Source organism: Neorhizobium sp. USDA 3394 (assembly GCF_056280385.1).
In genome coordinates, this window is record NZ_JBWCDU010000002.1 from 1,799,541 (window position 1) to 1,818,417 (window position 18,877).

At 62.5% G+C, this 18,877-nt stretch carries 17 protein-coding genes and 1 riboswitch; of the genes, 7 read left to right on the forward strand and 10 right to left on the reverse strand.

What is annotated here, in order from left to right:
* Positions 1–76: 76 nt before the first annotated feature.
* Positions 77–1,771 (forward strand): glycoside hydrolase family 13 protein, encoded by a 1,695-nt coding sequence (locus ACZ9EJ_RS30085; protein WP_046629527.1) that lies wholly within the window; start codon positions 77–79, stop codon positions 1,769–1,771.
* A gap of 28 nt (positions 1,772–1,799) precedes the next feature.
* On the opposite strand, the gene ACZ9EJ_RS30090 is transcribed toward ACZ9EJ_RS30085, so the two are convergent.
* On the reverse strand, positions 1,800–4,043 hold the full coding sequence (locus ACZ9EJ_RS30090; protein ID WP_046640043.1) for a heavy metal translocating P-type ATPase: 2,244 nt from the start codon (positions 4,041–4,043) through the stop codon (positions 1,800–1,802).
* A 114-nt stretch (positions 4,044–4,157) separates the two neighbouring features.
* A riboswitch (TPP riboswitch) is annotated at positions 4,158–4,253 on the forward strand.
* A gap of 50 nt (positions 4,254–4,303) precedes the next feature.
* Here ACZ9EJ_RS30090 and thiM point away from each other — a divergent pair.
* Genes thiM through thiD form a run of 3 tightly spaced genes read left to right on the forward strand, consistent with a single transcriptional unit; the run spans position 4,304 to position 6,539 of the window.
* Positions 4,304–5,104: a hydroxyethylthiazole kinase gene (gene thiM, locus ACZ9EJ_RS30095; RefSeq protein ID WP_046640042.1), complete on the forward strand. Its 801-nt coding sequence runs from the start codon at positions 4,304–4,306 to the stop codon at positions 5,102–5,104.
* Complete coding sequence (gene thiE / locus ACZ9EJ_RS30100) at positions 5,101–5,739, forward strand: thiamine phosphate synthase (RefSeq protein WP_046629533.1); 639 nt, start codon at positions 5,101–5,103, stop codon at positions 5,737–5,739. Before thiM ends, thiE begins: the two co-directional genes overlap by 4 nt.
* Positions 5,736–6,539, forward strand: a complete 804-nt coding sequence (thiD, locus tag ACZ9EJ_RS30105) for a bifunctional hydroxymethylpyrimidine kinase/phosphomethylpyrimidine kinase (protein WP_255736586.1) — start codon at positions 5,736–5,738, stop codon at positions 6,537–6,539. Before thiE ends, thiD begins: the two co-directional genes overlap by 4 nt.
* Positions 6,540–6,673: 134 nt before the next feature.
* On the opposite strand, the gene ACZ9EJ_RS30110 is transcribed toward thiD, so the two are convergent.
* From ACZ9EJ_RS30110 to ACZ9EJ_RS30130, 5 genes are all read right to left on the reverse strand, one after another.
* Positions 6,674–9,775 (reverse strand): response regulator, encoded by a 3,102-nt coding sequence (locus ACZ9EJ_RS30110; RefSeq protein ID WP_255736585.1) that lies wholly within the window; start codon positions 9,773–9,775, stop codon positions 6,674–6,676.
* Positions 9,776–9,920: 145 nt separating this feature from the next.
* Positions 9,921–10,313 carry a type II toxin-antitoxin system VapC family toxin gene (locus tag ACZ9EJ_RS30115; protein ID WP_046629535.1) on the reverse strand — a complete coding sequence of 131 codons (393 nt, stop codon included), beginning with the start codon at positions 10,311–10,313 and terminating at the stop codon, positions 9,921–9,923.
* Positions 10,313–10,588, reverse strand: coding sequence for a type II toxin-antitoxin system VapB family antitoxin (locus ACZ9EJ_RS30120; RefSeq protein WP_255736584.1), 276 nt, complete (start codon positions 10,586–10,588; stop codon positions 10,313–10,315). The genes ACZ9EJ_RS30115 and ACZ9EJ_RS30120 overlap by 1 nt, the downstream gene beginning before the upstream one ends.
* A gap of 42 nt (positions 10,589–10,630) precedes the next feature.
* Positions 10,631–11,146 carry an invasion associated locus B family protein gene (locus ACZ9EJ_RS30125; protein ID WP_046629790.1) on the reverse strand — a complete coding sequence of 172 codons (516 nt, stop codon included), beginning with the start codon at positions 11,144–11,146 and terminating at the stop codon, positions 10,631–10,633.
* Between the two features lie 309 nt (positions 11,147–11,455).
* Complete coding sequence (locus tag ACZ9EJ_RS30130) at positions 11,456–12,241, reverse strand: class I SAM-dependent methyltransferase (RefSeq protein ID WP_046629537.1); 786 nt, start codon at positions 12,239–12,241, stop codon at positions 11,456–11,458.
* Positions 12,242–12,356: 115 nt separating this feature from the next.
* Between ACZ9EJ_RS30130 and ACZ9EJ_RS30135 the strand changes: the two genes are divergently transcribed.
* Genes ACZ9EJ_RS30135 through ACZ9EJ_RS30145 form a run of 3 tightly spaced genes read left to right on the forward strand, consistent with a single transcriptional unit; the run spans position 12,357 to position 15,316 of the window.
* Positions 12,357–13,493, forward strand: a complete 1,137-nt coding sequence (locus ACZ9EJ_RS30135) for an ABC transporter substrate-binding protein (RefSeq protein ID WP_046629539.1) — start codon at positions 12,357–12,359, stop codon at positions 13,491–13,493.
* Positions 13,494–13,499: 6 nt separating this feature from the next.
* Positions 13,500–14,570: a FecCD family ABC transporter permease gene (locus ACZ9EJ_RS30140; RefSeq protein ID WP_046629542.1), complete on the forward strand. Its 1,071-nt coding sequence runs from the start codon at positions 13,500–13,502 to the stop codon at positions 14,568–14,570.
* Positions 14,564–15,316, forward strand: a complete 753-nt coding sequence (locus ACZ9EJ_RS30145; RefSeq protein ID WP_046629543.1) for an ABC transporter ATP-binding protein — start codon at positions 14,564–14,566, stop codon at positions 15,314–15,316. Before ACZ9EJ_RS30140 ends, ACZ9EJ_RS30145 begins: the two co-directional genes overlap by 7 nt.
* A gap of 72 nt (positions 15,317–15,388) precedes the next feature.
* Here the strand turns inward: ACZ9EJ_RS30145 and ACZ9EJ_RS30150 are convergent, their stop codons facing one another.
* From ACZ9EJ_RS30150 to ACZ9EJ_RS30165, 4 genes are read right to left on the reverse strand one after another with little or no spacing between them, the layout of a single operon-like run.
* The gene (locus ACZ9EJ_RS30150; RefSeq protein ID WP_046629545.1) at positions 15,389–16,108 is read right to left on the reverse strand and encodes an ABC transporter ATP-binding protein; all 720 of its coding nucleotides are present in this window, start codon (positions 16,106–16,108) and stop codon (positions 15,389–15,391) included.
* Entirely contained in the window at positions 16,105–16,854 is a 750-nt protein-coding gene (locus ACZ9EJ_RS30155; RefSeq protein ID WP_046629547.1) for an ABC transporter ATP-binding protein, read from the reverse strand. The genes ACZ9EJ_RS30150 and ACZ9EJ_RS30155 overlap by 4 nt, the downstream gene beginning before the upstream one ends.
* On the reverse strand, positions 16,854–17,891 hold the full coding sequence (locus ACZ9EJ_RS30160) for a branched-chain amino acid ABC transporter permease (RefSeq protein ID WP_080954061.1): 1,038 nt from the start codon (positions 17,889–17,891) through the stop codon (positions 16,854–16,856). Before ACZ9EJ_RS30160 ends, ACZ9EJ_RS30155 begins: the two co-directional genes overlap by 1 nt.
* A complete protein-coding gene (locus ACZ9EJ_RS30165) occupies positions 17,888–18,745 on the reverse strand; it encodes a branched-chain amino acid ABC transporter permease (RefSeq protein ID WP_037083028.1) in 858 nt (285 codons plus the stop codon). The genes ACZ9EJ_RS30160 and ACZ9EJ_RS30165 overlap by 4 nt, the downstream gene beginning before the upstream one ends.
* Between the last annotated feature and the right edge of the window lie 132 nt (positions 18,746–18,877).

Genomic DNA, 18,877 nt, shown 5'->3' on the forward strand with positions numbered 1-18,877 from the left:
CGTTGTTGCCGCCCGGGTGAGGAACCCCCGTCGCGCTCTCGCGTTCGAACAGGTTGAAGAGGCAGGGAGGGCTTTGATGAACGACTTTCAGGATCAGCTTGCCGCCGCGATCAGGCAGGCTGCATTGCCGATAGAACGCAAATGGTGGCATACCGCCACCGTCTATCAGGTCTATCCGCGCAGTTTCTGCGATCTCAACGGCGACGGCATCGGCGATATTCCCGGCATCACCTCCAAGCTCGACTACCTGAAATCCCTCGGTATCGACGTGATCTGGCTGTCGCCGATCTACAAGTCGCCGATGGACGACAACGGTTACGACATTTCCGATTACCAGGACATCGCACCGGAATTCGGCACGCTTGCCGATTTCGACAGGCTGGTATCGGAGGCGCGGAACCGGGGCATCGGTATCGTCCTCGATCTCGTCGTCAACCACACGTCGGACGAACATCCGTGGTTTCTCGAGAGCCGCAAGAGCCTAAGCAACCCGTTCCGCAATTTCTACATCTGGCGCAAACCGGCCCCGGACGGCGGACCGCCAAACAGCCTCAAATCCTCCTTCGGCGGCCCGGCCTGGACGCTCGATCCCTTGAGCGGCGAATATTACCTGCATCTGTTCTCGACCCGCCAACCGGATCTCAACTGGGAAAACCCGGCGGTCCGGGACGAGATCTACAAGATGATGAACTGGTGGCTGGAGCGCGGCATCGCCGGTTTCCGCATGGATGTCATCGATTATATCGGCAAGCAGGTGGACCGGGAAATCGTCCATGACGGGCCTCACCTGCACGACTACCTGCAGGAAATGAACCGCCAGACATTCGGCAATCGCGATATCCTGACCGTCGGCGAGACCTGGAGCGCGACGCCCGGTTCGGCTCTCCTGTATTCCGGCCGCAACCGCCACGAACTGTCGATGGTCTTCCAGTTCGAGCATGTGACCCAGCAATGGGATGAGATATTTGGCAAATGGCGCTCGAAACCGTTCGACCTGGTGAAACTGAAATCGGTGCTCGGCAAATGGCAATACGCGCTGTCGGACGACGGCTGGAATTCGCTCTTCTGGGGCAATCACGACCTGCCCCGCGCCGTCTCCAAATATGGCGATGCCACCGGTCATCCGGCAGAATCGGCCAAGATGCTGGCAACCGTGCTGCACCTGATGAAGGGCACGCCCTTCATCTACCAGGGCGAGGAGATCGGCATGACCAACGTGCCGTTCACGATGATCGAACAATATCGCGACATCGAGACGCTCAACATGCACCGCCTCCACATCGAGGCCGGCCTGTCGCCCGATGAATTCATCAAGGGCGCCAACGAAAATGCCCGCGACAATGCCCGCACCCCGATGCAATGGAGTGCCGCGCCCTATGGCGGCTTCTCGACAGGCATGCCGTGGATCGAGGTCAATCCCAATTATCCGACAATCAATGCCGAACGCGAAATGACCGACGAAAAGTCGATCTGGAACCATTATCGCAAGTTGATCGCGCTCAGGAAACGACACCCGGTGATCGTCTATGGGATTTATCAGAGCTGGCTCGACAGCCATCCGGACGTCTTCGTCTACTCGCGAACGCTCGACGGGGAGCGCATGGTGGTGTTGGCCAATTTCACGGCCCGCGAAGTGGCGGTCGAGCTGCCGGGCGAATTGCGAATGTCCGGCGAATGCCTGATCTCGAACTATGAACCCGTCGACCGACTGGGCGAGAACCTGACGCTGAAGCCATACGAGGCTTTCTCGGTTCTGGCACGGCCTGTTTGAAAAGACTCGTCACCTACCGATCCGCCCCTCAAACCGCCCTCACCCGCAGCAACCGCAACGCATTGATCGTCACCAGCACCGTCGCGCCGGTATCCGCAAGGATCGCCGGCCACAACCCGGTAATGCCGAGGATGGTGGTCACCAGGAAGATAGCCTTCAAACCCAGGGCGATCGTAATGTTCTGGTAGATATTGCGCATCGTCCGCCTTGACAGCTCGATCATGGCGGCGATGTCGCCGACCCGACCGTGCAACGTTGCGGCGTCGGCGGTTTCGAGAGCCACGTCCGTGCCGCCGCCCATGGCGATGCCGACATCGGCTGCGGCGAGCGCTGGGGCGTCGTTGATCCCGTCGCCGACCTTGCCGACCACGAAACCCTCGCTTTTCAACTCGCCGACGATGCGGCTCTTGTCTTCCGGCATCAATTCGGCACGCACCTCGATGCCGAGATCCTTGCCGATCGCGGCGGCGGTGCGTGCATTGTCGCCGGTCAGCATCACGGTCCTGATGCCGGCATCGGTCAGCGCCTTCAGGCCGGCCCTGGCGTCGGGACGCGGTTCGTCGCGCATGGCGATCACACCGGCAAGCACCCCGCCGACGATCAGCACCGAGACAGTCTTGCCTTCGTCGTTAAGGCCGGTGATCCGCCGGGAATGGGCCATCGGCAGCGAAACCCGCTCAGCCGCGGCTTTTGGCGAACCGAGGAAAACCTCCTGACCTTCGACAGTCGCCGTCACGCCCTTGCCGCCAAGTGCCCTGGCATCCGCTGCAGCCGGGATCTCGACCTCGTCATCGGCAGCCTTGGCAAGGATGGCGACGGCGAGCGGATGGCTCGATCCGGCCTCTAGAGCGGCAGCAAAACGCAGCACGTCTTCCGCATTGCGGCCGAAGGCGATGACGTCGGTCACCTGAGGTTTGCCGGCAGTCAGCGTTCCGGTCTTGTCGAGCGCGACAGCGGTGATCTTGCCGAGCGTTTCGAGCACCGCGCCACCCTTCATCAGCAGACCGCGGCGGGCGCCTGACGACAGCGACGCGGCGATTGCCGCCGGTGTCGAGATGACCAGAGCACAGGGGCAACCGATCAAGAGTATCGCCAGGCCCTTATAGACCCACTCGCTCCAGGACTCGCCGCCGACAAGCGGTGGCAGGATGGCGACCAAAGCCGCAACGGCGACGACACCCGGCGTGTAATAGCGGGAGAACCGGTCGATGAAGCGTTCGGTCGGGGCCTTGCTCTCCTGCGCCTCCTCGACCAGCCGCACCACGCGGGCAATGGTATTGTCCTCGGCGGCGGCCGTCACGCGGACCCGCAAGGCCGCATCGCCGTTGATCGTGCCGGCAAACACCGTATCGCCGATACCCTTGGCAACCGGCGTACTTTCCCCCGTCACCGGCGCTTCGTCGATTGCACTTTCGCCGGCAATGATGATGCCGTCCGCTGAAATGCGGTCGCCGGGACGCACGAGGATGATCGCGCCGACGGCAAGGCTCTCGGCCGGCACTTCACGGGCCCGGCCGTTCTCTTCGAGCAGCGCGTTCTTCGGCACCAGCGCCGTCAGGCTCTGGATGCTCTGCCGCGCCTTGCCGGCTGCCACCCCTTCCAGCAGTTCGCCGATCAGGAACAGGAAAACCACGGCCGCCGCCTCTTCCGACGCATCGATGACAACAGCACCGACGGCGGCGATCGTCATCAGCATCTCGATGGAAAACGGCGTGCCGGCAAATGCGGCCATGACGGCGCGACGGGCAATCGGCACGAGGCCGATCAGCATCGCGGCCGTGAAAATGTAAGCGTCATAGGCCGGCAGCAGGTGGCCGATCCCGTAAGCCACGGCCAACGCAACACCGACCAGGATCGTCAATCGGCCCTTGGCCGATTTCCACCACGGTCCCTCCATCGGACCGTGATCGTGGCCGTGCAGGCCTTCAATTTCGGTAGAGCCGTGGTCGTGAGGGGAATGATCGTGCGCGCCATCATGGGCGTGATGATGGTGGTCGTGGTCGTGCGTCCCGCGGATCTCCCCCTCAATGGGGGTGATCGGGAGTTTGCCCCTTCCCAAAGCCCTGAGCGAATAACCCAACCCCACGACCTTCTTCTCGATGGCGACAAGATCACCGGTCCCGTCATGCCTCACCGTCATCGTGCCCGAAGCCACCGAAACGGACACGTCCTCGACGCCCGGCATGCGGCGCACCGCGGTGTCGATCTTCGTCGCGCAGCTGGCGCAATCCATGCCGCCAACCTTGTATCGTGCCTGTGTCGTCGCGCTCATCGTCTCTTTCCCGTTTGGACCGAGCCTCGTCTCTACAACCTCTAGCGACTAGAGCTGCAAGGCCCAAAATCAGAAAAAATCACTGGCGAAGCGCATTATCTTTGCTGTAAGCCATGGTGAAGACAGGGGCGTCCGGCAGAGCCGGGCTGAGAAGCACCCTTAGAACCTGAACCAGATCATGCTGGCGGAGGGAGTCGTCCGGGCGCTGACAACCGCGCCCCGCGCCTGCCCCGCCGAACGAGGCAGACATGCACACGACAATGCCCCTTAGCGAGACCCCCGGCCAGCTGCTGACCGCGATGCGCGCGAAAAATCCGCTCGTCCAGAACATCACCAATTTCGTGGCCATGAACATCGCCGCCAACGTGATGCTTGCGGCCGGCGCCTCCCCCGCCATGGTGCACACGAAGGAAGAAGCCGGCGAATTCGCCCGCATCGCCTCGGCCCTGACGATCAATATCGGCACCCTGTCGCCGGATTTCCTGGCCGGCATGAAGGCCGCGGCCGAAGCCGCCACCGAAGCTGGCAAACCCTGGGTGCTCGATCCCGTCGCCCATTATGCCACCGCCTATCGCCGCGCCGCACTTGCCGAGCTCATGGAACTGCGACCTACCGTCATCCGCGGCAATGCATCGGAAATCATCGCGCTGGCCGGCAGCCAGTCGAGCGGCCATGGCGTCGACAGCGGCGACAGCGTCGCGGCGGCCGAAGGCTCCGCCATCGCCATCGCCCGGCGGCAGGGCTGCGTGGTGGCCGTTACCGGCGAGGTGGATTTCGTCACCGACAGTCGGCGTTCGGCCCGCATCCTCGGTGGTTCGGCCCTGATGCCGCGGGTCACCGCGCTCGGCTGCTCGCTTACCTGCCTTGTGGGTGCCTTTGCGGCCAGCACGGACAATCCTTTCGAGGCGACGGCCGCAGCACTCGCGATGTTCGCGGTCGCGGGAGAGGAAGCGGCCTTCACCGCCTCCGGGCCCGGCTTCTTCTCGCCGATCTTCCTCGACCGTCTCGCGGCGCTGACCGGCGAGACACTCGATGCCAAGGCAAGGATCGTTTCCGCATGAAAAAGACCTTCGATCTTTCCGTCTATCTCGTCCTCGATCCGGATCTCTGCCGGGAGATCGGCATGGTCGAGACGGCAAGGCTGGCGGTCGCCGGCGGCGCGACCATCGTCCAGCTCCGCGACAAGCAGGCGGACACAGCGCAGATGATCGAAACCGGCCGTGCGCTGAAGGCGGTTCTGGCAGGCACCGGCGTGCCGCTGATCATCAACGACGACGTGGAAGCGGCGATCGCGATCGGCGCCGAAGGCCTGCATGTCGGCCAGAGCGATATGGTCGCCGTGATGGCGCGGCAGCGCGTCGGCCATGGCATGATCCTCGGCCTCTCGGTCGAGACCGAGAACCTGGCGCGGCGGGTGGATCCGTCGATCGTTGATTATGTGGGCATCGGTCCCGTCTTTGCGACAAGCACCAAGCCTGACCACAAGCAGCCGATCGGTTTCGACGGGCTTGCGCGCATCGCGGCCATGGCGCCGGTTCCGGCGGTCGCGATCGGTGGCGTCAAGGCGGAACATGCCGGACCTGCACTCGCCGCCGGCGCAAAGGGCATCGCGGTCGTCTCCGCCATCTGCGGCCAGCCCGATCCGCGGGCCGCAGCCCGCAGGATCGCCGCGGAAATCGAAAGGGCACGCACGTGAGCATCAAGAATGTCCTGTCGATAGCCGGTTCGGACCCTTCCGGCGGCGCCGGCATCCAGGCGGACCTGAAAACCTTCGCGGCGCGCGGCACCTATGGCATGGCGGCGCTGACGGCGCTGACCGCCCAGAATACCCAAGGGGTCAGCGGCGTGCATGCAGTGCCCGCAGCCTTCGTCGCAAACCAGATCCGCGCGATCTTTCTCGACGTGCGGGTCGATGCCGTGAAAATCGGCATGATTGCCAATGCCGAGATCGCCGAAGCGGTTGCCGAGGCACTCCGTCCCTACCGCGATACCGTGCCGATCGTGCTCGATCCGGTGATGATCGCCAAGGGCGGTTCGCCGCTGCTGGCGCTCGACGCGGTGGACGCCGTCACCTACAAGCTGATGCCGCTCGCCACCGTCGTCACCCCCAACCTGCCGGAAGCGGCAGCGCTGCTCGGCGACACGGTCGCCACGACCCGAGAGGAGATGGCGGTCCAGGCTGGGCGGCTGCTGACGATCGGCCCGAAGGCGGTATTGGTAAAAGGTGGCCATCTGGAAGGAGAGGACAGCCCGGATGTGCTGGCCGACGCCACCGGCATCCATTGGTTCGAGGGCAAGCGCACCCCGACCAGCAACACCCACGGCACCGGCTGCACGCTGTCGAGCGCGATCGCCGCCGAACTCGCCAAGGGCGCCTCGTCCGCGCAGGCGGTCGCCGTCGCCAAGACCTATCTCGCAGGAGCGATCGCAGCGGCCGATACCCTCACCGTCGGTACCGGCCACGGACCGGTATCACATTTTTACCAGTGGTGGTGAGGCACGTTCAAGGCGAAGGGCTCCGACCATATCGGGGCACGTCAGTCCTGGCGGTCGCAAGAAGTTACCCGGGGCTTTCTCGCGATCGACGGTGAAAGCACAGTCGTCCAGCTCGATAGTGCGACGGCCGGTTCTCAGCCCTTCTGCGCCGCAATCTTCTCGAAGGCGATGGCGATCTCCTGGCTGCCGTAGGGCTTTTTCAGAAGAACCGCGCCCTCTACTGCCGCCTCGTCGGGAATCCGGTCGTTGCCGGTTGCGAACACGATACCGACATCGGGAGATAGTCTACGCGCCTGCTGGGCGAATTCGCCGCCGGAAAGGCCCGGCAGGCCGAGATCCGTGACCACGACGTCAAAGCTGCGCGCCTCTATCATGGTGATCGCCTCCTCCGCGGTCGAGGCTTCGGAAACCTGGTGCCCCAGTTCGGCCAGGAGATCGGCCGTGCTCATGCGGATCAGGAAATCGTCCTCGACCAGCAGCACGGAATAATGCGGGAGAACCGGCCGCTGCCCGATCGGCGGGGCAGGCGGCTTGGTTGCGAACGATGCCCTCACCCGGTTGCGATGCTGCTGGCCGTTCAGCACGTGGCGAATCTTTCGCGCCAAGGCCTCGCGGGTATAGGGTTTCGAGAGCAGTTCGACGCCGGGATCGAGCCTGCCGCCGTGCACGATCGAGTTTTCCGTATAACCGGAGGTGAACAGCACGGCTATATCAGGCATCCGCTCGCGCGCATGCCTGGCAAGGTCGGTGCTTTTCAGCGGTCCCGGCATCACCACGTCGGTAAAGAGAAGGTCGACCGGCACGCCGCTTTCGATGACGCTCAGCGCGCCCGCGGCGTCCTTCGCCTTCAGCACCGCATATCCGAGATCGCCGAGCAGTTCGACGACGGTGGCGCGCACCTGCTCGTCATCCTCCGCCACCAGAATGGTCTCGGTGCCGCCGGTCACCGGACCGAAATCGGCGTCGGTGACGAGATCCTCGCTGCGCTGGATGCGCGGGAAATAGATCTTGACGGTGGTGCCCTGCCCAAGCTCGCTGTAGATCTTGATATGGCCGCCGGACTGCTTGACGAAACCGTAGACCATGGAAAGGCCGAGGCCGGTACCCTTGCCGACGGGCTTGGTCGAGAAAAACGGCTCGAACACCTGCTCCATCACCTCCGGCGTCATGCCGGTGCCTGTGTCGGTCACCGCCAGCATCACATATTGGCCGGCCGGCACGTCCGCATGCTGGCGCACATAATTATCGTCGAGGAACGCGTTGCCCGCCTCGATCGTCAGCTTACCGCCGTCTTCCATCGCGTCGCGGGCGTTGATCGCGAGGTTGAGCAGCGCATTCTCGATCTGGGTCGGATCGACCAGCACATTCCAGAGGCCGCCGGAGCGGATCGTCTCGACCTCGATATCCTCGCCCAGCGTTCGGCGTAGCAGCTCTTCCATACCGGTGAGGAACCGGCCGATGTTCACGACCTTGGGCTCCAACGGCTGGCGGCGGCCGAAGGCGAGCAACTGGCTGGCGAGCTTGGAACCCCGCTGTACACCGGCAAGCGCATTCTCTACCCGGCGACCGGCGCGCTGGTTGTTGGCAACGTCCTTGGCGAGAAGCTGAAGATTGCCGGAAATTACCTGCAGCAGGTTGTTGAAATCGTGCGCGACGCCGCCTGTCAGCTGGCCGAGCGCCTCCATCTTCTGGCTCTGGCGCAGCGCCTCTTCCGTCTTCAGGCGCTCGGATATCTCGGATGCTATCTTCTGTTCGAGGCTGGCATTCAGCGCCTGCAACGCCTCCTCGGCACGCTGGCGTTCCGCCAGATCGCGCTCTGCCGCACGGAAAAGCCGGGCATTGTCGATGGCGATCGCCACCTGACCGGCAGCTCCCACCACCAAACGCTCATGCTCCTCACGGAACTGACCGGGTTGGGCATGGCCGAAGAACAGGCCGCCGATCACCTCGCCGGAGCGGGAGATCACCGGAACCGTCAGATAGCTGCGCACCGGCAGATGGCCCTTCGGCATGCCGAAATACGGTTCATTCCGGCCGTAGCGTGGGTCCGCCATGATGTCGTCGGAGCGGATAACGCCCTCGCCGCCGAATGTCGGCGCGAAAACATCCGTGTTACGCGGCATCGGAAAATTCTCGAAGGCCGATCGCGGAACACCGGACAGCGCATAGAGCATGTAGCTTTCGCCGCGGTCGTTGACGACATTGTAGAAGAACGCTCCGAACTGCGCACCGGTCAGTTCGACGCCGGCATCGGTGGTCATCTGCACCACCTTTTCGAGGTCGAGTTCGGCGGAAAGTTCGGCTCCGAGCCGGTTCAGCACCTCGAGATGCCGGGTCTCCTGCAGAAGCGCGATCTCCGCCTTCTTCTGGTCGGTGACGTCGCTGCCCTGGATGAAGATGCCGGTCGGCTGGCCGGCGTCGTCGACGATCGGCTGATAGACGAAATCCACGAAACGCTCTTCTGCCGGCTGTCCGGGCCGACGCGCCAGCATCACGCTCACCCCCTGTCCGAGATGAGGGCGGCCGCTTCTGCGAACCTCGTCAAGCAGGTCGGAAAAACCCTGCTCCGCCACTTCCGGCAGGGCATCCCGGATCGGCCGGCCGAGCAGGTCCCGGCCGCCGACAAGGCGCATATAGGCGCCGTTCGCCATTTCGAAAACATGGTCCGGTCCGGTCACCATGGCCATGAAGCCCGGCGCTTGATCGAACATCAGCCTCAGACGCTCGCCCTCACCCTGCAGTCGTCGCTCGGCCCGCACCTTGGCAGTGTTCTCCACGACGATCGCCATCACGCCGAAGGGTTCTCCGACCTCGTCGTAGACCGGAGAATAATAGAGGTTCATGAAGGCGGAGGCGGGCACGCCGGAGCGGTCGAGCACCATTTCCTGGTCGGAATAGGCAAGCGTGCCGCCGGCGAAACAGACCTTCATGACGTTGTCGTTGAACTCGGAGACTTCAGGCCAGCCCTCACGCACCTTGGAGCCGAGGATGCCGGGATGGCGCCGTCCGGCAAATTCGGAATAGGCGTCGTTGTAGATCATCACGCCGTCCTCGTTCCACAGCGTGACGATCGGTACTGGCGAACGAAGCATGAGCGAAATTGTAGTCTTGAGGCTCTGCGGCCAGGTGGCGATCGACCCAAGCGAGGTGCCCGCCCAATCGAAAGCCGCGATAAGACGGGCCATTTCGCCGCTATGGGAAAGAAAGGCTGTCTCGGCAGTCGAATGATTCATCATCGGGCTTTCGGCGGCGATCGGCGCTATGCTGCCGTCTTACATGACAACGATCACCTAGACAGCCTTTTTGATAATCGTCAATTAGGGCACCGCCCTGAAAAAGCCATGGGCGCCGAGGGCTATTTTCCACGCAGTCCGGAAGGCGTCAGGCGAGGTCCGTACGGGCAAAATCGCCGCCCTTGTAGAGCAGCGACAGGCCGCGGTTTTTGGCGCAGGCATAAGAAAGGCAATCGGCCAGGTTAAGCTGCGCCGGATGCCCGCTGCCCTTTCCGTAGTCCCGGAAAGCCCGGATCGCCAGCTCGCCATCTGCTTCCTCGATTGGGACGATCTCGACGCCGCTGCTTCGGAGGAAGTCCGAAACTACCATCTGGGTCACAAGTGGATCGGCAATCCGCCTGGTCGACAGAACCATCGTTGCCTCGAGAATAACAAGCGGGCTTGTCAGGAGGCGCTCGGCAGCCTCCATCCGTTTCGACCAGGCGGGGCCATCATCTTCCTGGGCAAGAATTGCCACGATCACCGAGGTGTCGATGAACACTAGTGGCCCCACATATCGTCGATCTCGTCCTTGGTCATCTCACGGCCTTCGCCGGCGCCAAGTGCCTTCAGCTTTTCGGCCAGGAAGGCGTGCCGTTCGACCAGCGACCTGCTCTTCTCCTGTGCGGAGTTTTCCTTTTCCAGCTCAGCTTTCAGGGCGACTATCACCGCTTCGGTCAATGTAATCTTTCGCTTCTCTGCCAGTTCACGGGCTAGTTCATGCGCAAGGGGATCACGTATCTGCAGGTTCATGGCCGTCGCTCCGGTCTTTGTCATGACAGGTACCACATCCGTCATGACAAAGCCAGCGAAACCCTGTCAGCTGCAGCGCCCTGCCTGGTTCAATGCCGCACTCACGCCGGAAAGCGAGAAAGTGTAGCTGGTCTGCGTGCCGCGCTGGGAGACCGCCTCAAGCGTCATGCTGCTTCCCGACTTCATCGCGGCGATAAGAGCTGCATCGGTGCTCTCCTGTTTCGTCCAGCCGGAATTGCCCTTCGGCTCCAGGGCAAAGGTTCGGCCATCTACGGTGACCGTCATCTGCGATCCGCCCTTGAGGTCGTAACCCATGATCGCCTGCGGATAGAATCCGGATCCGGAAGGCTTTGGCGCGACGAGGAAAAAGTTGTCGCCATGATCGACATTGGCGGGCTGCATCTGCGTCGGCGTCGTCAGCACGTAGCAAGTCGTGCCGCCGTCGCCCTTGTAGGAATAGAGGCCCCAGGCATCGAATTTTCTCACCATGCTCGGGGTGGGTTGGGCAAGGACGGGTGCTGCGATTGTAAAAAGAGCGAGCGCGGAAAGGGCAAAAAGCTTGATGGACAATCTTGTCTCCATGGTCGGAAATGGCGAGGGAGCCGCGGCGGCGGCGGCCACGCGCAGAAGATAGCCCATTCAAAAATCGATCGGTTATCACAAGGTTAATTGCATCGGGAGCACGTCCCGAAACGGGGCACTCGCAAGGCCCGGGTGAGGCCGGATCGTGATCCGCGTTACCTTGCGCCTCCCCCGCATTTTGGGGGAAGCGGTCAAAGGTTAATGCCCCAGGGTCACAGCCCAATCACAATCATGTCAGGCGGCCATAAATGCCGTGCATATTTGCGGCGGGGCCAAAGCCGGCTGCCAACTGCCTCCTCAATCGGGAGACTATTCCGGCTTCGTCGCACAGATCGCGAAGCGTTCCTGCACCATGCGTTCGAGGCCGCGCAGGAAGGGCATCTTTCGGGCCTGGGCCCAATGAATGTCGGACAGCCTGCGATCGACGACGATGTTGACGAAACCCGCCTTGGTCAGCAGATCGACCACGGCTTCCGCCGGCATCGCGTTGGAGAAATAGACACGCGAACGGATGTTCTGGTGGCGCGCCGCCATGGCTGGGCTCATGTGGCTTGGCGCAGGTTTGCCGGTGATCCTGGACAAGAACTTCTGCAGGCTCTTGACCCAGGTCTCCTTGCCCATGTTGCCGTCGAGGATCAGCACCTTGCCGCCGGGCTTCAGGACGGAGAACCATTCCGCAAAGGCGGCCGGCGGATCGACCAGTGTCCACACCAAATGCCGGTTGGTGATGACGTCGTAGCTGTTCTTCGGCTCCATGGTATTTTCAGCATCGCCGGATACGAAGCGGATATCGGTGCCCCGCTTCTCTGCCTTCGCGCGTGCCTGGGACAGCATCGCATCCGACCAGTCGAGACCGGTGACCTTGAAACCGACGTCGTTCATCAGATGCGAAATGACGGCGGTGCCGCAGGCGAGGTCCAGAGCGGCGCGGCCGGCGCCGTCGCCGAGATGCTTGCGGATCAGCCGCTGCCAGCCCTTGCGTTCTTCCTCCGAGAAGATTTCGTGGCCGACGCTCTCGTCGAACGTCGCCGCCCTCTCCGACCAGAAGTCGCGGATTTCATCACGGATGGAATAGTTGGAGTTCATCGAATTCATTATAGGCGCCCCGACAGTCAGACTACTTTGGAAAAGCTCTAAAACATAGAACTTGATTCCAAAAGTCATATTTCATATGCATGCGGACATTATCAGACATCGGGGGAGTTTCCAGATGAATTTCGCGAAAATGCTTGCAACATCAACGGTTGTGCTGGCGAGCCTCCTGCCCTTTTCCGTGCTGGCGCAGTCCTTCACCGTCAAGGACGTGGCAGGCCGTGAAGTGAAGTTCGACAAGCCGGTCGAGCGCGTCATTCTCGGGGAAGGCCGCATGCTTTATTCGGTTGCTCCGATCGAAAAGGACGACCCCTTCGCCAAGATCGTCGGCTGGCGCAACGACCTGCTGACCACCGACAAGGACGGTTACGACACCTATCTCGCGAAATTCCCGAAGGGCAAGGAACTGCCTTTCCTCGGCAACCTGACCGACGGTACGCTGCAGACCGAGACCGTCGTCAAGCTGAACCCGGATGTCATGCTGCTGCCGATCGGCAACAAGAAGGCTGCCGACGAGGTTAAACTCGAGGAGATGCTGAACAAGATCGGCGTGAAGATCGTCTATATCGATTTCCGCGAACACATCCTCGACAATACCGAACCGAGCCTCAAGGTTCTCGGCCAGATCTTCGGCCACGAGGATCGCGCCGCAGCCGTCGCCGCCTATTGGAAGCAACAGATGGCCCGCGTTACCGACAAGCTGAAGGCGGCCAATCCGAAGAAGCCCAATGTCTTCATGTATCGTGCGGCCGGCCTCGTCGAGTGCTGCGGCACGTTCGGCCCGGACAATTTCGGCCTGATGGTGGATTGGGCCGGCGGCCACAACCTCGGCTCGGACTTCCTGCCGGGTTATACGGGCTCCATCAATGCCGAGCAGGTCGTCGCCTCCAATCCGGATGTCATCGTCGTCACCGGTTCCAACTGGAGCCAGACCAAGAACGCCAAGGACTTCGTGAATGTCGGTCCGACGGCCGCCGCAACCGCCGAGAACAGCGGCAAGGCGTTGAACGCCCTGATGCAGAACGCGGCCTTCACCGGTTCCAAGGCGGTCGCGGGCGGCAATGTGCATGCCATCTGGCACCAGTTCTATACGAGCCCCTACCAGTTCGTCGCCGTCCAGCAGATGGCAAAATGGTTCCATCCCGACCTGTTCGCCGATCTCGATCCGGACGCGACCTTCAAGGAATTCCACGAGAAATTCCTGCCGGTCCCTTATCAGCCGGGTTACTGGCTGGACGCCAAGGCAGCGAAGTAAACCGATATGGCCGAGATCGCCGCATTGCCGATCGAAGCTGAAGCCGGGCGCGAGCGCTATCGCGCCCTCGCCCGGCGCAAGCTCATGATCCTCGCAGCCATGACAGCCGCCCTTTGTCTGTCATTCGCCGTCGATCTCGCCTGGGGCCCTGCCCGCTACAGCCTCAGCGAGGTGATCGCCGCGCTGATCGATCCCTCTTCCGTCTCGGCGCAGATAAGGGCGGTCGTCTGGGATATCCGCATGCCGGTTGCCGTCATGGCGATCGTCGTCGGCGCCGCGCTGTCGGTCGCTGGTGCGCAGATGCAGACCATCCTTGCCAACCCACTCGCCAGCCCGTTCACGCTCGGCATCTCGGCGGCCGCCAGTTTCGGGGCAGCGCTCGCGATCGTCACCAGCGTCTCCATCCTGCCGGTCGCAGCCACCCTGCTCGTACCGGTCAATGCCTTCATCATGGCGCTGATCGCCACGCTGTTCATCCATTTCATCTCGCAGATGCGCGGCGTTTCGGTGCAGACGGTCGTCCTGCTCGGCATTGCGCTGGTCTTCACCTTCAATGCGCTGCTCGCCTTCCTGCAATATCTCGCTTCCGAGCAGGCGCTGTCGGCCGTCGTCTTCTGGACCATGGGCAGCCTCACCAAGGCGACCTGGCCGAAGATAGGCATCACGCTTGCCGTCCTGTTGATCGCGCTGCCGCTGTTTGCCCGCCACGCCTGGGCGCTGACCGCCATCCGGCTCGGCGAGGACAAGGCCGCGAGCTTTGGCGTCAATGTTCGGCGCATCCGGCTCGAAACCATGCTGATCATCTCGCTGCTCGCTGCAGTCCCGGTCAGCTTCGTCGGCACGATCGGTTTCGTCGGCCTGGTCGGGCCCCATATCGCCCGCATGATCCTCGGCGAAGACCAGCGCTTCTTCCTGCCGGGTTCGATCCTGTCGGGAGCGCTGCTTCTGTCGGTCACCTCGATCGTCTCGAAGTCGATCATCCCCGGCGTCGTCTTCCCGATCGGCATCATCACAGCACTGGTCGGCGTTCCGTTCTTCTTCTCGCTCATCCTCTCGAACCGGAGCCGGTCATGGTAGCGATGCAACTGCAATCGGTTGGCGCCTATCACGGCCGCAAGCTGTTCGTGGAAGACGTGACGACGCCGGTCATGCAGGCCGGCGAGCTGATCGCCGTCATCGGCCCCAACGCCGCCGGCAAGTCGACGCTGTTCAAGCGCATCACGGGCCTCCTGAAGGGACCGGGCAATATCGTCATCGATGGCGCCAGGACCAGGAACGCCATCACCTACATGCCGCAGGACACGTCCGCCAATGCGGTGCTGACCGTCTATGAATCCATTCTTCTTGCCCGCAAGCAGGGTCAGTCCTGGACCGTCAGCGACAGCGATCTCTCGTTCATCGACGAGATCATGAGGGCGCTCAACATCACCTCCATCGCGTTTCGTGATCTCGGTGCGCTTTCCGGTGGTCAGCGCCAGCTTGTGTCGATCGCCCAGGCGCTGGTGCGCGAGCCGGAAATCATGCTGATGGACGAGCCAACCAGCGCGCTCGATCTTCACCGCCAGGTCGAGGTGCTGGATTTCATGCAGCGGCGAGCGCGCTCCAAGGGCATGATCGTGATGATCGCCATCCACGACCTCAACCAGGCACTGCGTTTTGCCGACAAGGTCCTGGTGATCGCCAACGGCCGCATGCGCGCCTGCGGCAACCCGCGCGACGTCGTCACGGTCGATATGCTGCGGGACGTCTACAGGGTGCATGCCCGCATCGAGAAATGCTCGATGGACCACGACCACGTGATCGTCGATGGGACGGCACACTGAGCGGATCGCTGGATCCGGAGTTCAGCTCATTGGCGTCGAAAGGGGGTTTATGCCCTCTCGCGCGTTTGAGAATTAGTGCCTTGCGCCCTTTTCCACGGTCAGATGCTGGCCGAGAATATCCTCGTTGGCGAGCAGGTCGGCGCTGGTGCCCTGGTAGACGATTGCGCCGCGATCGAGGATGACGGCGTCGTCGGAAAGCGGCAAAACCTTGCGGGCCTTCTGCTCGATGATGATGGCCGACATGCCTTCGCCTTGCGTGATCCGCTGGATCGCCGCCAGCAACTCGTCGACGATGATGGGCGCAAGCCCTTCGGTCGGTTCATCGAGCAGAAGCAGTTTCGGATTGACCATCAGTGCCCGACCGACCGCCAGCATCTGCTGCTCGCCGCCAGAGAGTTGGTTGCCGAGGTTCTTGCGGCGCTCCTTGAGACGCGGGAACATCGTATAGACCCGCTCCAGCGTCCAGACACCGGGACGCGCGATCGCCGTCATGTTCTCCTCGACGGTCAGCGACTTGAAGATGTTTCGCTCCTGCGGCACCCAGCCGATGCCGGCCGCGGCGCGTCGGTCGGCTCGCAGTTTCGTCACGTCGCGCCCCATCAGGTGGATCGAGCCGGAATGATGCGTGGTGACGCCGGCGAGCGTATTGACGAAGGTCGTCTTGCCGGTGCCGTTGCGGCCGAGCAGGGCCAGAGTGCGGCCTTCCTCGATCTTCAGGCTGATGCCGGCGAGAACGCTCGCCTCGCCATAACCTGCGACCAGCTTTTCGGTGAGAAGAACCGGGGCGCTCATGCATTTTCTCCAAGATAGACCGCCTTGACGCGCGGATCGGCGGAGATTTCCGCCACCGTTCCTTCGACGAAGACGGCGCCCGCCACCAGAACCGAGATCCGGTTGGCGAACGAGAAGACCAGATCCATGTCGTGCTCGATCAGAAGTACCGTGACGTCGGCGGGAAGGTCGGACACGATCTGCAGTACTTCGTGCCGCTCGTCCTCCGGCACACCGGCGGCCGGTTCGTCGAGCAGCAGAACCCGCGGCCTGGAGGCGAAAGCGAGCGCGATCTCGAGCAGGCGCTGCTTGCCATAGGGCAGGATCACGGTGCGCTCGCCCATCACAGAAGCAAGGCCGAAGCGCGCCAGCAGGGCTGCCGCCTCGTCGACCACCTTGCCGTAACCGGCAATCGACCGCCACAGATTGTGGCCGACGCCTTCCCGCTCGGCAATCGCCAGCGCCACGGTTTCGAGCGGCGTGAACTCGTTGAAGAGCTGGTTGATCTGGAAGGTGCGGGTCAGCCCGCGCTTGACCCGACGGAACGAGGCCATCGAGGTGATGTCCTCGCCTTCGAGGAAAACCTGGCCTTCCGACGGCGGCAAAACACCGGTCAGAAGGTTGATCAGCGTCGTCTTGCCGGCACCGTTCGGGCCGATCAGCGCATGGCGAGCACCGCGCTCCACCTTCAGGCTCACGTCATTGGTGGCAAGGAAGGCACCGAAGCGTCGCACCAGGTGTCTGGTCTCGAGAACGATCTCGCTCATCAGCGGTCCTCCTTCTTCGAAAGGCGCTCGGGCAGGTATTCGACCCAGCGCGACAGCCGGTCTCGACCGATCAGCACGAGGATGACGAGCAGCAGGCCGATATAGAACATCCAGTATTGCGGCGTGATCACCGACAGCCAGTCCTTGACCAGCGTGAACAGGATCGCGCCGAAGATCCCGCCATAAAGATAACCCGTACCGCCGATGACGAGCACCAGTAGCACGTCGGCCGAGCGATGGAAGGCGAGCACGTCGGGGGAAACGAAGGCCGTCGTCTGGGTGAGCAGCGCACCCGCCATGCCGGCAAACACCGCCGCGATCGTATAGGCGATAACGATGCGCTTGCGGCCGGGCACGGCGATCATCGCAGAGCGCATCGCATTGCCCTTGATGGCTTTCAGCGACAGGCCGAAGGGCGAGAAGGCGATGCGACGCATGATCATCGTGCCGATGAAGAGAACGACGACGCAATAGAGATAACCGACCTTGCCGAACAGATCGAACTCGAACAGACCGAGGATCGGGCCGGGCGAAAAGCCGCTGAGGCCGTCGGCGCCGCCGGTCAGCCAGGCCATCTGGTTGGCGACTTCCGCCATCATCAAACCGATGCCGAGCGTCGTCATCAGGCGGGTGAGGTCCGAACCGCGCAGGATGAGGAAGCTGGTGAGCAGTCCGAGAAGGCCGGACACGATACCGGCGACGATCAGGCCTGTCACCGGTTCGGCGATGAAATGCAGCGCCAACAGGCCCGCCACATAGGCGCCGAGGCCGAAAAAGGCGGTATGGCCAAGCGAAACGATGCCGGCAAACCCAAGCACCAGGTCGAGCGACACGGCAAACAGCGCCAGGATGGCGATCTCGGTGAGGATCAGCATCTTCGAAGGCAGCAGGAAATAGGCTGCGATCGCGGCGATCCAGACGATGAATTCGTAGAAGCGGATGCGGCTTCTGCGCTTCATCAGCTTCGCAGCGCGGGTCTCGGCTGTGGCGGTGGAGGAATTTGCGGACACGGTTGTTTCCTGCGGAAGAACGCTCATCGGCCGCCCCTTGAGAACAGGCCGTTCGGCCGCACGATCAGCATGACGATCATCAGCGCGTAGATAACGAAGGGACCGATCGCCGGCACGTAATATTTGCCGGCCACGTCGGCGATGCCGAGCAGCAAGGCGGCGAGGAACGGTCCCGAGACGGTGGACGTGCCGCCGACGGAGACGACGATCAGGAAGTAGATCATGAATTTCAGCGGGAAGTTCGGATCGAGGCCGAGGATTTCCGCGCCCATCGCGCCGCCCAAGCCCGCAAGGCCCGAACCGAAGGCAAAGGTCAGTGCAAAGACGAGCGGTACATTGATGCCGAGGCCCATGGCGACGCGCCGGTCGTCGACCGCGGCGCGCAGCCGGCTGCCGAAGCGGGTCTTCGAGAGGATGAGCTGCAGAGCGAGCGCCAGTGCGGCGCAGACGATGATGGTAAAGAGCCTGTAGCGGCCGACGCCGACGCCGAACACGTCCATGCGGCCGGAAAGTTCCGGCGGCAGGTTGATCAACTGCTGCTGGCCGCCCATGAAATAGTCGGTCGCTGCAATCGCCATGAAGACGATGCCGATCGAGAAGAGGACCTGGTCCAGATGCGGCGCCTGGTAGAGCCACTGGTAGAGCGTCCGCTCCAGCAGAAGGCCGATCAGTGCCGAAACGATGAAGGCCGCCGGCAGGCACCAATAGAAGGAGATGCCGTAACGGTTCATCATCACCACCGTCACGTAGCCGCCGGCCATGGCAAACGCGCCATGCGCCAGGTTGATGAAATTCATCAGACCGAGCGTTACCGTCAGCCCGCAGGCCAGAATGAAAAGCAGCATGCCGTAGGCAATGCCATCGAACAGGATTGTAAGCATTTGGCTCTTCTTTGAGAGCGACCGCCGGCGTTTTTCCGCCCATGGCCGCGCGCCCGTTTACCGATCAACAGATCCTAACATTCCCACTCGGGAGACTGCGGTCAAGAACAAGGATGCCAGGATATTCTCGCA

Bases quoted from the DNA above. Each gene is read 5' to 3' on its own strand.
- thiM (WP_046640042.1), top strand. From the start codon at position 4,304: ATGCCCCTTAGCGAGACCCCCGGCCAGCTGCTGACCGCGATGCGCGCG.
- ACZ9EJ_RS30090 (WP_046640043.1), bottom strand. From the start codon at position 4,043: ATGAGCGCGACGACACAGGCACGATACAAGGTTGGCGGCATGGATTGC.
- ACZ9EJ_RS30150 (WP_046629545.1), bottom strand. From the start codon at position 16,108: ATGAGCGCCCCGGTTCTTCTCACCGAAAAGCTGGTCGCAGGTTATGGC.
- thiE (WP_046629533.1), top strand. From the start codon at position 5,101: ATGAAAAAGACCTTCGATCTTTCCGTCTATCTCGTCCTCGATCCGGAT.
- ACZ9EJ_RS30110 (WP_255736585.1), bottom strand. From the start codon at position 9,775: ATGATGAATCATTCGACTGCCGAGACAGCCTTTCTTTCCCATAGCGGC.
- ACZ9EJ_RS30165 (WP_037083028.1), bottom strand. From the start codon at position 18,745: ATGCTTACAATCCTGTTCGATGGCATTGCCTACGGCATGCTGCTTTTC.
- ACZ9EJ_RS30120 (WP_255736584.1), bottom strand. From the start codon at position 10,588: ATGACAAAGACCGGAGCGACGGCCATGAACCTGCAGATACGTGATCCC.
- ACZ9EJ_RS30140 (WP_046629542.1), top strand. From the start codon at position 13,500: ATGGCCGAGATCGCCGCATTGCCGATCGAAGCTGAAGCCGGGCGCGAG.
- ACZ9EJ_RS30145 (WP_046629543.1), top strand. From the start codon at position 14,564: ATGGTAGCGATGCAACTGCAATCGGTTGGCGCCTATCACGGCCGCAAG.
- ACZ9EJ_RS30135 (WP_046629539.1), top strand. From the start codon at position 12,357: ATGAATTTCGCGAAAATGCTTGCAACATCAACGGTTGTGCTGGCGAGC.
- ACZ9EJ_RS30130 (WP_046629537.1), bottom strand. From the start codon at position 12,241: ATGAATTCGATGAACTCCAACTATTCCATCCGTGATGAAATCCGCGAC.
- ACZ9EJ_RS30085 (WP_046629527.1), top strand. From the start codon at position 77: ATGAACGACTTTCAGGATCAGCTTGCCGCCGCGATCAGGCAGGCTGCA.
- ACZ9EJ_RS30125 (WP_046629790.1), bottom strand. From the start codon at position 11,146: ATGGAGACAAGATTGTCCATCAAGCTTTTTGCCCTTTCCGCGCTCGCT.
- ACZ9EJ_RS30160 (WP_080954061.1), bottom strand. From the start codon at position 17,891: ATGAGCGTTCTTCCGCAGGAAACAACCGTGTCCGCAAATTCCTCCACC.
- ACZ9EJ_RS30155 (WP_046629547.1), bottom strand. From the start codon at position 16,854: ATGAGCGAGATCGTTCTCGAGACCAGACACCTGGTGCGACGCTTCGGT.